Below are 13685 nucleotides of genomic sequence, written 5' to 3'. Positions count from 1 at the left end.
GAACAATCGTTCAGTAGCCGCTCCACACCGGGTCGCGACGCTCGCGGAACGAGGCCATGCCCTCGGCGAAGTCTTCGGAATGGGTGTTGAGCTCCACGGCGAGGGATTCGTTGCTCATCATCGTGTTGCGGTCCACGTCGAAGCTCTGGTTCAACAGCCACTTGGAAAGACCCAGGGCCTTGGTCGGCCCCGAAGCCAGGCGACCGGCCCACTCGCTTGCGGTCGCAGCCAGCTGGTCCCGGGGCACGACCTTGTTGACCAGACCCAAGCGCTCGGCCTCGGCCACCGGCAGGTCATCGCCGAAGAGCACCAGCTCCTTGGCCTTGTGCAATCCGATCGTGCGGGGCAACAGGTAGGCGCCGAGTGCGTCGACCACCAGACCGCGACGGCTGAACACCTCGATGAACTTGGTGCCCTCGGCGGCGATCACCAGGTCGCATGCGAACGCCAGGTGGGCGCCCATGCCGGCGGCGGTTCCGTTGACCGCGGCGATGATCGGCAACTCGGAGTCCAAGATGGCGGGGAACAGGGTGTACTGGCCCTCGAGCATCATCCGCCGGGCATCGCCGACCACCCGCTCAGGCACGCCCTCGGGGCGCTCCGACGGGACCCGATGGCTCAAGTCGGCGCCGGGACAAAACAGCTTCTCGCCGCTGGCGGTCAGCACGATGGCGCGGGCGGTGTGGGCGCCGTTGAGGCCGTTGATCAGGTCGCGGATGCGGTTGCGACACGGTGGCGAGAGGGCGTTGCCCTTCTCGGGCCGGTCGATCGTGATCCAGGCCACCTCGTCGACGATCTCAAACCGAACCTGCTCGTCCAGGGGCCGATCGGTGGGGGTGGTCTCGGACACGGAGGATCTCCTCGGTAGGGGGCTGGGCAGGCGGGTCGAGACGCGCCTGCGACGCTGACGTTGTATCAGGAATGTCGCTGTGCGTGTATCGGCGGCGATGGCCGGGCACACTGGAGACGTGGGTACATCTTGGGACGCAGTGGTGGTGGGCTCGGGCCCTAACGGGCTGGCTGCAGCGGTGACGCTGGCCGAGGCCGGTCGCAGCGTGCTGGTCCTCGAGGGCAACGCCACCGTCGGCGGCGGCACGCGCACCGAAGAACTGACCCTGCCCGGGTTTCACCACGACGTCTGCTCGGCGGTGCACCCACTGGGCGGCGGTTCGCCGGCGTTCTCCCGCTGGCCGCTGGAGCGACACGGGCTGCGCTGGTTGCATCATGAGATCCCGCTGGCCCACGTCCTCGACGGCGGACGGGCGGCGCTGCTGCGCCATTCGCTCGGCGAGACGGCCGAGGGCCTGGGGGCCGACGCCGACGCCTACCGCACCCTGATGGGGCCGTTGAGCGGCAACTGGCCCAAGCTGGCCGACGCCTTTCTGGGCCCGGTGCTGCGGGTGCCTCGCCATCCTGTCGTGCTCGCCCGGTTCGGCCTGGCCGGCATCACACCGGCCACGATCGTCGCTGACCGCTACTTTTCCACCGAGGAGGCGGGTGCGTTGCTGGCCGGCAACGCCGCACACTCGTTCCTGCCGCTCAACCGGCCGTTGACCACCGCGCTGGCCTTAGCGCTGATGGCGCCGGCCCACCAGAGCGGCTGGCCGATCGCCGAGGGCGGCTCGGCGTCCATCTCGGCTGCGCTCGTCAGCTACCTGCGCCACTTGGGGGGCGAGGTCCGCTGCAACTCACCGGTGCGGACCTTGGGCGACCTGCCCGATCATGGGGTTGCGGTGTTCGATACCGATGCCGCCGCGCTCGCCGCTATCGCCGGGGGCTCGTTGCCCCGCAGGGTGCGGCGGGCGTTCGCCGGTCGCCGTCGGGGGCCGGGCGCATTCAAGGTGGACTGGGCGCTCGACGGGCCGGTGCCATGGACCAACCCGGACGCCCGGCGGGCATCGACCGTGCACGTCGGGGGAAACGCTGCAGATGTGGCCGCCGCCGAGGCGATGTCGGTGAAGGGGAAGAACCCCGAGCGCCCCTTCGTGTTGGTGGCGCAGCCATCGAACGCCGATCCGACCAGAGCGCCGGAAGGCAAGGCGACGCTCTGGGGGTACTGCCACGTACCTTACGGGTCGACCGAGGATCGCACCGACGCCATCGAGGCCCAGATCGAGCGCTTCGCACCCGGGTTTCGCGACCTGATCCTGGCCCGCTCCGTTCGACCCCCGGCCGAGATCGCCGCTCACAACCCCAACTACCCCGGTGGTGACATCACCGGGGGCTCGATGGCCGGGCTGGGACTGATCGCCCGCCCCCGACTGACGCTTCATCCCTACGCCACCGGCAACCCGCGCATCTGGCTGTGTTCTGCATCGACCCCGCCCGGTGGGGGCGTACACGGCATGTGCGGATGGAACGCAGCCCGGGCCGTGTTGGCTGGCCCGCTGGCCTGAGCCCAAACCTGCGGCGGCTCAACCCTGCGGCAACTCGGGAGCCCAGAGCGCGCCCAGACAGCAGTGTGCACTCCCCAGTTCGGAGAGGGCTTGGTACTCGGGAGCCCAGAGCGCGCCCAGACAGCAGTGTGCACTCCCCAGTTCGGTCTGGGGAGGAGGGGGGGGTGGGGTCGAAGCGGCGGGTCAGTCATCGCCGGCCGGGGTGTTGGTCACCTCGACGAAGTCACGGCACGGCTGGCCGCGCAGCGTGTTGCAGGCGGGCAGCCCGTCGGGGATCTCCACCCCATCGATCGTCGGCATCACCAGGCCGGTCGCATGCTTGCCTCCGCGCCCGATGACCACGTCGGTGCCGGCGGGCACGTCCGGGCTTTCGAACGACCACAGCGGGCGGCTGCGGCCGGGGCTCTGCACGCTCACCCGCAGCTGCGACCCCTTGCGGAAGATGTGGGTTGCCGCCTGCATCGGCACCCGGCGGTGCACCCACTCGGCGGGTTCGAGCACCTCGCGACCCTCCTCGGTGAAGGTGTATTCCACCTGATACTCGTCGCTGAGCTGTTGGTACTCCTCAGCATGCTGCAGCTCGTGCCAGCCCGACTGCACGTAGGTCTCGGATCCGTCGGGCCGCACCTCGGTCAGGTCGACCTGCACGGCGCCGTTGTCAGAGCCGGGCTTTACCCACAGGTCGAGGTACCCCGGCCCAGCGATGATCACGTCCTCGGTCAGCTCCGGCGTGGCATAGGCAACCAGGTTGCCCTCGTCAGGCTGCTGGTAGTCGATCTCCAGATCCTTCTGAGAATACTGGAAGTCGGTCGAGTTGGCGTCGGTGGTGACGATCTCTCCGGCCTTGGGCTCGAAGGCAAAGCTGTCGGCGGCTTCGTCGGCGGGTGCCTCGTCAGCCAGGGTGCCTTCGGCGTCGAAGAACCACTCGGTCTTGGTCGCTTCGGCCGGCGGGAACTGATCGAAGTCCCAGCGCACCCGCTCCCCGGCAGCGCCCGCCGGGTCGGTGTCGGCACCGGACTCGACCAGCACCTGCACGGCCGCCTCGTCGTCATACGCCGCCTTGGCGCCGTCGAAGTCGTCGGGCAGGTACTCCGCAAAGCGATTCTCGCCAAAGCCCTGGTCGATGCCGAAGTTCTCTTCGAACACCGCCGCCGACGCCTGACGCAATCCGTCCGGGATATCGGGAATCTCCCCGGCGACGTAGAACGACAAAAACTCGTACCAGTCCGTGACCACCATCGGGCTGTAGCCGTCGGGGTGATGTCCGTTGAAGATCTTGAACCTGGTGAAGACGTCGTCGTCGAACTTGTTGAACAGGTAGGGGAAGCGACCGCCGGTCTGCTCGTCCTGATAGGCCCCGGTCAGGTAGGTGGGCACCTCGATGCGGGGCACCAACAGCTGTAGGAACCGGGCAGCCGCCGAGTCGGAGAAGTTCTCGAGTGCTCGCCCGAACTTGCCAAAGTCCAGGTTCTGGCTTCGGATCGACTGGTTGGCCTCGCAGACCTGGTCGCCCTCGGCGATCAGCTCGCCGTCCCAGCTCTGGCCTCCAGCCTCGGCCTGGTTGGTGCGCTCCTCGAGCCACTGCCTGGTGAACCCGTCGTTGTAGAGCCCACCGGGCCACTGCTCGCGCCACGGGTCATCGATCACCGACAGCGGCGCGATCGCCGACAGGCTGGGTGGCTGGGTGGAGGCCACATACAGCTGTGCGATGCCCGCATAGGAGAGCCCCACCATGCCGACCTTGTTGTCCTTCACCCACGGCTGGGCTGCGATCGCCTCGATCGCGTCATAGCCGTCGGCGTGCTGGGCCGGGTTGAACACGTCGAAGACCCCGCCCGAGCAGCCGGTGCCGCGCATGTTGACCCCGACGGTGGCAAACCCGAGGAAACCGGCGATCATCGAGCCGGGCTGGGGATCGTCCGGCTTCGACGGGCTGTAGCCGCTGTATTCGACCAGCGTTGGATAGGGCCCGTCCTCGACCGGGCCCGGCAGGGTGACGTCGATCGACAGCTTCACCCCGTCGCGCATCGTGACGTAACCGAAGCCGTCGTCGATCTCCTGGGAGTTGTAGAAGGCATCGCCGGCTACGTCGTCGACCCCGAGCACCCGCACCTCGTCGCTGGTGACGCCACGCGCCCGCAGCCGGTAGGTGCCCGGGGCCAGCGTGGCGCCGTCCACCGTGGGGAGTTCGCCATCGCCACCGGTCTGCTGGGTCAGCGGCTTGTCGGGGATGTAGGCGAAGTGGGCCTGTCCCTCCCCGTCGGCGAGCAGGGTCAAGAGGACGTCGCCCTCCTCGTTCTCGAGGACAAGCTCCTCGGACTTGTCGGCGCCGGTGACGGTCAAGGTCTCGACGCCGCCGGCGATGGTCAGGCCGGTCGCCGCATCCTTCTTGGGGCCCAGCTCATCCGCCGTGGGCGCATCCAGGCCCGGCGCCGTTCGCACGAACTCGGCAAACGGCTCCGTAGCCCGCTGGGCGCCTGCCACCTCGGTGTCGTCACTGGCCGCCTCCGCACCGCTGCACGCGGACAGCCCCGAACCCAGCAGCAGGGGTACGGCCACGATGGTCGCCAATCGGCGTCTGCGCAACATATCGATCCCCCCGGGATGCGAAGCCAGCCCGCAACCGTAGGGTGGGACGGCAACTCGTTCCACCCTACGATCCCAGGGAAAATTCTATGGAATCCCACTCACCCGACCCAGCTGTGGGGCCGGACGCGTCCCGGACCGCCCCTCCCGACGAACCGGCACCATTGCGGGTTCGGATCTACTCGGACGTGGTGTGCCCGTGGTGCTACATCGGCAAGCGACGCTTCGAGGCGGCACTGGCGCTCCCCGAGGCGCCACCGGTGAGCGTGCGGTGGCTTCCGTTCCAACTCGACCCAGGCGCGCCGGTGCCGGGTGGGTCGGTCACCGAGGCCTACGCCAAGAAGTTCGGCGGCGAGGCCCGAGCCGCCCAGATCATCGCCCAGGTGACCGAGGCCGCCGCCGCAGAGGGGCTGGGGTTTCGCCTTGACCGGGCCGTTCGATCCAACACCTTCGATGCCCACCGGCTGTTGTGGTGGGCAGATCAGGAGGATCGGGCCGTCGGCGGCGAACCGGCCGACGGGGTTTTGCCGAATGGCCTGCTCGACGGATGCCAAAGTGCGCTGAAGGAGTCGCTGCTCGCCGCCTACTTCGTCGAGGGGTTGGACGTCTCCGACCACCGGGTGCTGGTTGCCAGGGCAGCAGCGGTGGGCCTGGACGCCGACGAGGCGACCGAGGTGTTGGCATCGGGGGCCGGCGTATCGGAGGTGCGCTCAGAGATCGCCGGCGCGGTGTCTGCCGACGTGACCGCCGTCCCGACGTTCGTGCTCGATGGACGCCTGGCCATCCCTGGCGCCCAGGACCCGGCGACGATCGCCCACCACCTCAACCGTATTGCCGCCCCCCGGGACCGCTGAGGACCTCCGCCCGATCGGGCTACGTCGCCGGCGGAGCGATGTCGGACAGGTACTGCTCGACCTGCTCGCGAGGCAGCGCACCGGATGCACGGTGGACCACATTCCCGTCACCGTCGACGAACACGAAGAAGGGAAAGCCGTTGAGCCCGTAGGCGGTGGCGGCTTCCTTCTTGTCACTGTCGACGAGCACCGGCTGATCCCAGCCGGTCGAAGGGACCCACAGCGATGGCGGGTCGGCGCCGGGGCCCTCCTGGGTAGCGGTGGACACCAACGTTGCCGTCACCCCGGTGGGCAGCAGCCCGTCGTCGAGCCACTGGGCCACCTGGGGCACCTCGGCCTGGCAGACGTGGCACCAGTGAGCCCCGAAGACCATCATGGCGGGGCCTTTGGGGGCCGAGACCGGCTCGTTGACGAAGTTGGCCCCCTCGAGCTTGGGCGCCGCCATTCCGATCGCCGGGTCGTTGGCGGGATCGGCCAGCTCAGGCAGCGCCTCGCCAGTCACGGTCACCGCTCGGAACTCCGACGTCGGCTTGTCGCCGTAGGCATCGGACAGCACCTCCGTGCTGCTCTTGCCGTCGGCGGTCTCTTCGTCACCGCTCGCGGAGCCGATGGCAATGGCCCCGGCGATCACCACCACGACGGCGACGATCGCCACGATGCCCCACACCGGGAAACCGCCGGACGATTCGGACGACTGGGTGTACCCGGGAACCGGGGCGCGTCGGTTGAGTTTCGGACGGTTACTCATGGTGAGGTCCTTTCGGGAGTCGAACTCTTCGAGACTTCATCGGTGCCGGCTGCCGAGGTGTGGGCAACCTCGGTCCGCTCGCCGTCCGCACGGGCGATGCCGACCAGGACTGCGATCAGGGCCATCGTGGTGAGGGCCATCATCGGGATCGAGATGTAGTGCAGCTTCCAGATCCACAGCACGGTGCAGGGGGCAACCGGGTCGCAGCTGGCACCGACCGCCTCGGGCAGGCGTTCGTGGACGTAGTGCCATATGGAGATCGACGCCCCGATGGCGGCGAGCGGCCACACCGTGAATCGCACCGCCACATCACGGCGTAGCGCCGCCACGCCGCACACGATCACCAGCGGGTAGATGGCGATGCGCTGGTACCAACACAGCGTGCATGGGGTGTACCCGGCGCCGAGCGACAGCTGCAGGCTGCCCACCACCGCCACCGCGGCGACGAGCGTGGCCAGCCACAGGGCCACCGGGGCGAGCGACGCCGACACCTGGTTCCACCACGGCGTGCGGCCCCGTAGCAGCCACAGAACGGCCACCGTGACGAGCGCCAGCTGACCGGCGACGGTGAGCAGGGCATAGAAGGTGTCAAAAGCGTCCTGGTTCACGTCGGTTCAGCGCGCTTTCGGTCGGGGAACTACCCCACAGTGTGTCGGATGGAGCCTGGATCCGCTCATCGGCGGGCCGGCGGCCATGAACATCCTCAGCCTCCGGGCCTGCTCACCCGAGACGCTCGATGATGGTCACGTTTGCCTGCCCACCGCCCTCGCACATCGTCTGCAGGCCGTAGCGGCCGCCGGTGCGCTCGAGTTCGCCGAGCAACGTGGTCATCAGCCGGGCACCTGTGGCGCCGAGCGGATGCCCGAGCGCAATGGCCCCGCCGTTGACGTTCACCTTGTCGTGAAGAACGTCCAGTTCCTTCATCCAGGCGAGCACCACCGACGCGAACGCCTCGTTGATCTCGACCAGGTCGATGTCGTCCATCGTCATGCCGGCCTTCTTCAGGGCATGGCGGGTGGCCGGGATCGGAGCGGTCAGCATCCACACCGGATCGTCGGCCAGCACCGACAGGTGATGGATGCGGGCCCGCGGCGTCAGTTGGTGCTCGGCGAGCGCACGGTCGGAGGCGATCAGCAGCGCGGCGGAAGCGTCGGAGATCTGGCTGGCGACCGCAGCGGTGATCGTGCCGCCCTCCTCGAGCGGCTTGAGGCTGCGGATCTTCTCCCAGTTGGGCTCACGGGGGCCCTCATCCCGGGCAACGTCGCCCAGTGGGGCGATCTCGGCGTCGAAGCGGCCCAAGTCCCGGGCCCGGATCGCCCGCTCGTGGCTCTCGACGGCGAACGCTTCCATCTCGTCGCGGCTGCACTCCCATTTGTCGGCGATCATCTGCGCCGAGCGGAACTGGCTGACTTCCTGGTCCCCGTAGCGCTCCTGCCAGCCGGTCGAGCCGGTGAAGGGGTCGGGGTAGCCGAACTGCTCGCCGACGAGCATCGCCGAGCTGATGGGGATCGTCGACATCTGTTGCACGCCGCCGGCGACGATCAGGTCGGACGTGCCCGACATCACCGCCTGGGCGGCGAAGTGCACCGCCTGCTGGGAGGAGCCGCACTGGCGATCGATTGTCGTACCGGGCACGTGATCGGGCAGACCCGCGGCCAACCAGGCGGTTCGGGCGATGTCGCCGGACTGCCCGCCGATCGTGTCGACGCACCCGAAGATCACGTCCTCGACCGCGCCCGGGTCCACCCCGGTGCGTTCCATCAGCGCCTTGAGGCTGTGCGCCCCCAGGTCGGCGGGGTGGACCGCCGAGAGGCCCCCGCCCCGTCGCCCCACCGGGGTGCGAACTGCGTCGACGATGTAGGCCTCGGCCATCGGGTCCTCCAGGGTTTGGCCGGCGCTGTGCCCGGCTACTGGTTCCAGTCTGACGCTGCGTCAGATCGCGGGCCAATGGCCGGACCGCTCGATGCCCCAACGCGGTCACGCCCGACACGTCGATGCGGCGCTGCATCGCGGTGTCGGGCGTGACCGAATCGGGGCGGTCCGGGGTTGGGTCCCGACCCGAGTTCACCCCCTGCTACCCCTCGGTTGCCCCCGTGACGCCAGCTCCGGTGAGCATCTGGGGCGAGCGGGCGGCGCCGTAACCCGGGGCGCCGTGCTCTTTGACGTCGAGGCCGGACAGTTCCTCCTCCTCGGTGACACGCAGGCCGACGGTTGCCCTGATCACCCGGAAGAGCACTCCGGTGGTCAGCGCCACAAAGGCGGCGATGGCCACCACGCCGATCAACTGGCTGACCAGCTGGCTGACGCCGCCGCCGTAGAACAGGCCCTGCTTCCAGAACTCGGTGTCCTCGGTGGCGAACAGGCCGACCGCCAGGGTGCCGAAGGCGCCGCACACGCCGTGCACCGAGATGGCGCCGACCGGATCGTCGATCTTGCGCCGGTCGAAGAACAGCACCGACTCGACGACGAGCACCCCGGCGATCAGGCCGATGACGATGGCGCCGATCGGCGACACCGCAGCGGTTCCCGCGGTGATCCCGACCAGCCCGGCCAGCAGCCCGTTGGCGGTCATGCCCACGTCGGGTGCGCCGGTGCGGATCCAGATAACCGCCATTGCCGCCAGCGCACCGCACACCCCGGCGAGGGTGGTGGTGAGGGCAATCCCACCGATGGCGGCATCGGCGGCCAGCTCGGAGCCCGGGTTGAAGCCGTACCAACCCACGAGCAGGATCATGGTGCCGATCACGGCGAAGGGGATCGAGTGGGGCGGCAGCAGCCGGGGCTTGCCGTCGGCGCCGTAGCGGCCGATACGTGGCCCGAGCGCCTTGGCGCCCATCAGGGCGGCCACCCCGCCGGTGAGGTGCACGATGCTCGATCCGGCAAAGTCGTGGTAGGGCGTGGCGAGCGTGCTCAGCCAACCGCCGCCCCACAGCCAGTGCACCACCACCGGGTAGATAAACGCCGAGATGACGATGCTGTAGATGAAGTAGCTCTTGAACTTGGTGCGCTCGGCCATGGCGCCCGACACGATCGTCGCCGCCGTGGCGGCGAACGCCACCTGGAAGATGAACCCGACCGGCAGCGTCAGCGAGCCGATCGTGGCCGCCCCGTCACCGAGAAAGAACCCGGCGTGGCCGAACAACGCGTTGCCGTCGCCGAAGGCGATGGCGTACCCGACGACGTAGAACGCCAGGGCACCGGCGCAAAAGTCCATCATGTTCTTCATCATGATGTTGGCCACGTTCTTGGCCTGCGTCAGCCCGGCTTCGACCAGGGCAAACCCGGCCTGCATGAAGATCACCAGCACGGCGCTCAACAGCACGAAGACGTTGTCGAGGTTGGTCTGAACATCGCCGGCAGTGATGTCCTGGGCGCCGGCCGGGGATGCAAACGCCAGGAGGGCCGCGCCGCAGAGGGCTGCGCCGGTGATGCGTCGCAGACCGCGGGAGGACACGATCGACAGCAAGGTGCCGCGGTCGATCCCCGGTAGTCGGTGCCTGGGTTCGATGGTAGGGGAGCTGGTGGGTAACACGTTGGCCTCCTCAGGGCGCCGTCGTTTGGGTGACGGAAGCGAACCTATGGATGCCGGTTTTCGGGCCTGTTCCCGCAGCGTCAACGCTCGATGACCGGCTGATCAACGCTTGACGACGGCCGTGTCAACGCCGTGTTTCCTGGGCCCGGATCTCCTGCGGCCCCGTGCGCGTCTCTCAGCACACGAATCGGTTGACCGTTCGGACTAATCGGCCGACGATGGTTCCCAGGGGTGATCGGCTTGGCAGCACGGCACGCGTCCGGCAAGGCAACGGTTGCGGCACAGGCCGACGAGCTTCATTCGAGCTTGACCATCGGCGAGGAGTCGATCGATCCCACCACCTGGGCCGGGTCGATACCCCAACAACACGGCACCGCACCCCACGTGCGCTTCGGGCGCAGCCGGTGGTTCAACCTGCTCTGGCTGATACCGGTTGGCTTCGTCGTGCTCATCAGTGCGGTGGCCGTCGCCAAGGGCCTGCGAAACAACCCGTCGGTCGAGCGGTTCATCGCCCGTAATCCGGGCACGACCCTCACTCCCGAGGCACTTGAGAACCAGGGGTTTCCGTGGTGGGTTGGCGCCCAGCACTTCCTCAACATGTTCCTGATGATCTTCATCATTCGCTCCGGCGCCCAGATCCTCGCCGACCATCCCCGTCTGTACTGGACGCGTCACTCCACGCCGGGCAAGGAGTGGTTCCGGGTCCAAAAGGAGGTGCCAAACGTGCCGCTGTGGACCGCCAAGGAGGATTCGGTTGGTCTTCCGAGGCAGGTGGGTCTGCCCGGGTTGCGGCACACGATCGGGCTCGCACGGTGGTGGCACCTGGGAACCGACGTGGTATGGCTTCTCAACGGTGCGATCTTCTACGTGTTGTTGTTCACGACCTGGCAATGGCGCCGGGTAGTGCCCACCACCTGGGACATCATTCCGAACTCGGCGTCGGCGCTGCTTCAGTACCTGTCGCTCGACTGGCCCACCGAACACGGATGGGTCGCCTACAACGGCCTCCAGATGACCGCCTACTTCATCACGATCTTCATCGCTGCGCCGCTGGCGCTGGTCACGGGCCTGGGCATGTCACCGGCGCTGTCCACCCGATTCCGTCGGGTGAGCAAGGTCCTCAGCATCCAGGCGGCGCGCTCGATGCACTTTCTGGTGCTGTGCTGGTTCCTGTTCTTCATCGTGATCCACGTGACGCTCGTGTTCACCACGGGGCTGCTGAAGAACCTCAACCACATCTACGGCGGCAGCGATTCGAGCAGCTGGCTGGGCTTCGGCGTCTTCGCCGCCACGATGGTGCTGGTCATCGTCGCCTGGGCGGCGGCGACGCCGTTCACGCTGCGCCACCCACGGACGGTTCAGCGCGTGGGCTACGCGCTGATCGGCCCGGTGCAGCGCCTGTTCGAGCACGTCGACACAAGGCCCGGCGAATACTCCGAGGGCGACATCTCCCCCTACTTCTGGCACAACGGGCAATACCCCGATACGTCGGAGCAGTACAACGCGCTGCGCAAGGGGGACTTTTCCGACTACCGCTTGGAGATCGCCGGACTGGTCGACAACCCGGTCGAGCTCTCCTTGGCCGACCTGCGGGCCCTTCCCCACCACGAGCAGATCACCCAGCACTTCTGCATTCAGGGGTGGTCGGGCGTTGCCAAGTGGGGCGGGGTCTCCATGGAAACGATCCTTGAACTGGTCCGGCCCGGCCCGGAGGCGCGGTGGGTGGTGTTCTACTCCTTCGGCGAGGGGGCGGACGGCGGCACCTACTACGACGCCCACCCGATCGAGCAGATGCACTCGGAGCTGGCGATGGTCGCCTACGACATGAACGACGAGCCGCTGCCCTACGGACACGGCGCGCCGTTGCGGCTGCGCAACGAGATTCAGATCGGCTTCAAACAGGTGAAGTGGATCAGGGCGATCGAGTTCGTCGCCGACTTCGAGGCGATCGCCGGCGGCGAGGGCGGCTACAACGAGGACCACGAGTTCTTCGGCTACCGGCAGTCGATCTGAGGCCGGCGCTCTCCGAACCAACCTACGGGGCTCGGGCGAGCGGCCCGCTTCAGTCGTCGGCGGGGCGCATCTCGGCCATGTCGAAGTAGGCCCTCAGGGTGGTGATCTTGGCGTCGTCGTCAAACGTCATCACGTCGATCGCCGTCATCGTCATCGCCTGATCGCCCAGCATCGGCCGGATCTCCATGAAGAACGCCGCCTCGCCGCCGCACACGTTGGCCTTGGTCAGCCGAAGCTCGATCTCGGGGGCCAGCTCGCGGGAGCCGTCCCAGAACGCACCGATGGCCTCGAGCCCCTCGTGCTTGGGCGAACCCACCGGGTCTTCCACCCAGGCATCCTCGGCGAACAGCGACAGGTAGCCCGCCCGGTCGTTGTTGGAGAAGTGTGCGATGTAGTTCTCGACGGTGGCGTGGATGGCGGCGGTCTCGGCGGTCATGGCCCAGACCGTACCCGGCCCTCCCCCTCTGCTACCCGGCCCCCCTACCCGGGCCTCACCGACCCATTGACCGGTACTACCGGTAGTATTACCATCGCCACATGGCCGTGACGAAACGATCCGTGTCCTTGGACGATTCCGTGGCGGCCCGGGTCGAACGGGCCGCCAGAACCGACGGGATGTCCTTTTCCGCTTGGCTCTCCGCAGCCGCCGAGCGCGCGCTGCTCCTGCGCGAGGGGCTACAGGGGGTCAAGGAGTGGGAGGCCAAAGTGGGTCAGCTCACCACAGCTGAACTCGCCGCTGGAGACGCGCTCCTCGACCGCCTCCTGGGCGACCCGGTTGCAAAGACCGCGTGATGGCCAACGGGCTGACCTATGACACCGGCGCATTGATCGCAGCTGAACGCGACGATCGGCTGATGTGGGCACTCCACCGGGCCTCGCTCAGCCGAGGGTTGGTGCCAACAGTTCCGGTCGGCGTGCTGGCCGAAGCCTGGCGTGGGGGCCCGCAGCATCACCTGACCCGGCTGTTAAAGGGCTGCCAGGTGGAGAACATGCTGGAAGTCCAGGCTCGACAAATCGGCACGTTGATCGCCCGGAGCGGTCTCCCCGACATCGTCGATGTCGCCGTCGCTGAAGGTGCCATGCGTCGCGACGACGCCGTCGTGACGTCCAACAGGGGCCACATCGAACAGGTTGCCGACGCGCTCGGGCGCCGACTCGCGGTTCACGACGTGTGGGGGGGGGGGGGGGGCGCCGCGCCGCCCCCCCCCCCCCCCCCCCGCGCCGCGCCGCCGCGCGCCCCCCCCCGTTGGGGGCGCCCCCCCGCCCGGCCCCCCCCCCCCCCCCCGGCGCCTCGACTGGGATCGAGATCCACCCACCGGATCTCACCGCGACGCATCAGGCAAGCCCATCGGCGGTCGCTACGTCCCAGAGATGGTCATCCTCACCGTCCACCCACTCGCTCCACGCCTCGTCATACGCAGCGCCGAGCTCTGAGGCGCGGAGCAACCGCACCGCCTTCTGAATCGCTGCGGACCGGGAGCCCAGCCGCTGCTTTTCCGCGTAGGCGTCGAGGTACTCGACATCGCCCTCGGGCAGACTGACGCTGAGCTTCATAC

General features: G+C 68.2%; 13 protein-coding genes. 4 read left to right on the top strand and 9 right to left on the bottom strand.

The window, feature by feature from the left end:
* Nucleotides 1-10: 10 nt before the first annotated feature.
* On the bottom strand, nt 11-850 hold the full coding sequence (locus tag IPN02_01290) for an enoyl-CoA hydratase/isomerase family protein (GenBank protein ID MBK9295515.1): 840 nt from the start codon (nt 848-850) through the stop codon (nt 11-13).
* A gap of 97 nt (nt 851-947) precedes the next feature.
* Here IPN02_01290 and IPN02_01285 point away from each other — a divergent pair, with 97 nt between their 5' ends.
* Entirely contained in the window at nt 948-2396 is a 1449-nt protein-coding gene (locus IPN02_01285) for an NAD(P)/FAD-dependent oxidoreductase (protein ID MBK9295514.1), read from the top strand.
* 183 nt (nt 2397-2579) lie between these two features.
* Here IPN02_01285 and IPN02_01280 read toward each other — a convergent pair whose 3' ends face one another.
* Entirely contained in the window at nt 2580-4937 is a 2358-nt protein-coding gene (locus tag IPN02_01280) for a CocE/NonD family hydrolase (GenBank protein MBK9295513.1), read from the bottom strand.
* Between the two features lie 209 nt (nt 4938-5146).
* Between IPN02_01280 and IPN02_01275 the strand changes: the two genes are divergently transcribed.
* The gene (locus IPN02_01275; GenBank protein ID MBK9295512.1) at nt 5147-5836 is read left to right on the top strand and encodes a DsbA family oxidoreductase; all 690 of its coding nucleotides are present in this window, start codon (nt 5147-5149) and stop codon (nt 5834-5836) included.
* A 19-nt stretch (nt 5837-5855) separates the two neighbouring features.
* On the opposite strand, the gene IPN02_01270 is transcribed toward IPN02_01275, so the two are convergent.
* The 4 genes from IPN02_01270 to IPN02_01255 all read right to left on the bottom strand — a co-directional run bounded on the left by IPN02_01270 (nt 5856) and on the right by IPN02_01255 (nt 9876).
* Complete coding sequence (locus tag IPN02_01270; protein ID MBK9295511.1) at nt 5856-6584, bottom strand: TlpA family protein disulfide reductase; 729 nt, start codon at nt 6582-6584, stop codon at nt 5856-5858.
* Entirely contained in the window at nt 6581-7075 is a 495-nt protein-coding gene (locus IPN02_01265; protein ID MBK9295510.1) for a disulfide bond formation protein B, read from the bottom strand. The genes IPN02_01270 and IPN02_01265 overlap by 4 nt, the downstream gene beginning before the upstream one ends.
* A 229-nt stretch (nt 7076-7304) precedes the next feature.
* Complete coding sequence (locus tag IPN02_01260) at nt 7305-8456, bottom strand: acetyl-CoA C-acetyltransferase (GenBank protein MBK9295509.1); 1152 nt, start codon at nt 8454-8456, stop codon at nt 7305-7307.
* Nucleotides 8457-8658: 202 nt separating this feature from the next.
* Entirely contained in the window at nt 8659-9876 is a 1218-nt protein-coding gene (locus IPN02_01255; GenBank protein MBK9295508.1) for an ammonium transporter, read from the bottom strand.
* A gap of 546 nt (nt 9877-10422) precedes the next feature.
* Here IPN02_01255 and IPN02_01250 point away from each other — a divergent pair.
* Nucleotides 10423-12129 carry a molybdopterin-dependent oxidoreductase gene (locus tag IPN02_01250; protein MBK9295507.1) on the top strand — a complete coding sequence of 569 codons (1707 nt, stop codon included), beginning with the start codon at nt 10423-10425 and terminating at the stop codon, nt 12127-12129.
* 49 nt (nt 12130-12178) lie between these two features.
* On the opposite strand, the gene IPN02_01245 is transcribed toward IPN02_01250, so the two are convergent.
* Nucleotides 12179-12565 carry a nuclear transport factor 2 family protein gene (locus tag IPN02_01245; GenBank protein ID MBK9295506.1) on the bottom strand — a complete coding sequence of 129 codons (387 nt, stop codon included), beginning with the start codon at nt 12563-12565 and terminating at the stop codon, nt 12179-12181.
* A gap of 101 nt (nt 12566-12666) precedes the next feature.
* Here IPN02_01245 and IPN02_01240 point away from each other — a divergent pair, with 101 nt between their 5' ends.
* On the top strand, nt 12667-12921 hold the full coding sequence (locus IPN02_01240) for a hypothetical protein (protein MBK9295505.1): 255 nt from the start codon (nt 12667-12669) through the stop codon (nt 12919-12921).
* 173 nt (nt 12922-13094) lie between these two features.
* On the opposite strand, the gene IPN02_01235 is transcribed toward IPN02_01240, so the two are convergent.
* Complete coding sequence (locus IPN02_01235; GenBank protein MBK9295504.1) at nt 13095-13295, bottom strand: hypothetical protein; 201 nt, start codon at nt 13293-13295, stop codon at nt 13095-13097.
* Nucleotides 13296-13464: 169 nt separating this feature from the next.
* A complete protein-coding gene (locus IPN02_01230) occupies nt 13465-13683 on the bottom strand; it encodes an antitoxin (protein MBK9295503.1) in 219 nt (72 codons plus the stop codon).
* Nucleotides 13684-13685 lie beyond the last annotated feature (2 nt).

Origin of the sequence: Candidatus Microthrix subdominans (genome assembly GCA_016719385.1) — a bacterium.
GTDB lineage: Bacteria > Actinomycetota > Acidimicrobiia > Acidimicrobiales > Microtrichaceae > Microthrix > Microthrix subdominans.
This window is presented reverse-complemented; position numbering and strand designations above follow the sequence as displayed.

Excerpts from the sequence above, each read along its gene's own strand:
- IPN02_01285 (MBK9295514.1), top strand. The coding sequence starts at position 948 with ATGGCCGGGCACACTGGAGACGTGGGTACATCTTGGGACGCAGTGGTG.
- IPN02_01270 (MBK9295511.1), bottom strand. The coding sequence starts at position 6,584 with ATGAGTAACCGTCCGAAACTCAACCGACGCGCCCCGGTTCCCGGGTAC.
- IPN02_01260 (MBK9295509.1), bottom strand. The coding sequence starts at position 8,456 with ATGGCCGAGGCCTACATCGTCGACGCAGTTCGCACCCCGGTGGGGCGA.
- IPN02_01255 (MBK9295508.1), bottom strand. The coding sequence starts at position 9,876 with ATGCAGGCCGGGTTTGCCCTGGTCGAAGCCGGGCTGACGCAGGCCAAG.
- IPN02_01245 (MBK9295506.1), bottom strand. The coding sequence starts at position 12,565 with ATGACCGCCGAGACCGCCGCCATCCACGCCACCGTCGAGAACTACATC.
- IPN02_01240 (MBK9295505.1), top strand. The coding sequence starts at position 12,667 with ATGGCCGTGACGAAACGATCCGTGTCCTTGGACGATTCCGTGGCGGCC.
- IPN02_01230 (MBK9295503.1), bottom strand. The coding sequence starts at position 13,683 with ATGAAGCTCAGCGTCAGTCTGCCCGAGGGCGATGTCGAGTACCTCGAC.